This is a genomic window from Streptococcus sp. HMSC066F10, from assembly GCF_001813805.1.
Taxonomy (GTDB): domain Bacteria; phylum Bacillota; class Bacilli; order Lactobacillales; family Streptococcaceae; genus Streptococcus; species Streptococcus vaginalis.
In genome coordinates this window covers 1-447 of record NZ_KV813981.1, presented here as the reverse complement: position 1 = coordinate 447, position 447 = coordinate 1, and the positions used below count along the sequence as shown (strand labels likewise).

The following is a 447-nucleotide window of genomic DNA, read 5'->3' as shown; positions in this document are numbered from 1 at the left end:
TTTGTTACCTGTATACTTGTCTTTTCGGGTGTGTAAGAGTTCTTTACATCATATCCGTTGATTTCAGTTGAGTATCCTTCTACTGCTTCTTCTGAAATGGTATAGGTTATTTCTTGTCCGTTTTCGTACTTATCAAGTCCTTCAAACTTCCATTTCCAATCATCTGACTTCTTAACAACCTTTGAATCTATCTTTGTTCCGTTCTTTAACAGATTGATTGTGATTTCTTCAGGTCTCTTTCCGTCTTGATTGTTTTTATCATTCCAAGTCTTTTTACCTTCTACTTTTATCTTTTCAGGTTCTCTTGTATTTGTTACCTTATAGCCTTCTTTCATACTTCCAGTAATTACACTTACATAACCTTTTCCGACAGAGTCTTCTTTGATTGTATACTCAATCTTTTTTCCGTCCTTATACTCATCAAGGTCTGTAAACGATCCTGTCCAG

The 447-nt window shown here is 34.9% G+C and carries 1 protein-coding gene; it reads right to left on the bottom strand.

The window, feature by feature from the left end:
* The coding region (locus HMPREF2933_RS05285; RefSeq protein WP_148131522.1) for a Cna B-type domain-containing protein at window positions 1-447 on the bottom strand (447 nt) is incomplete at both ends.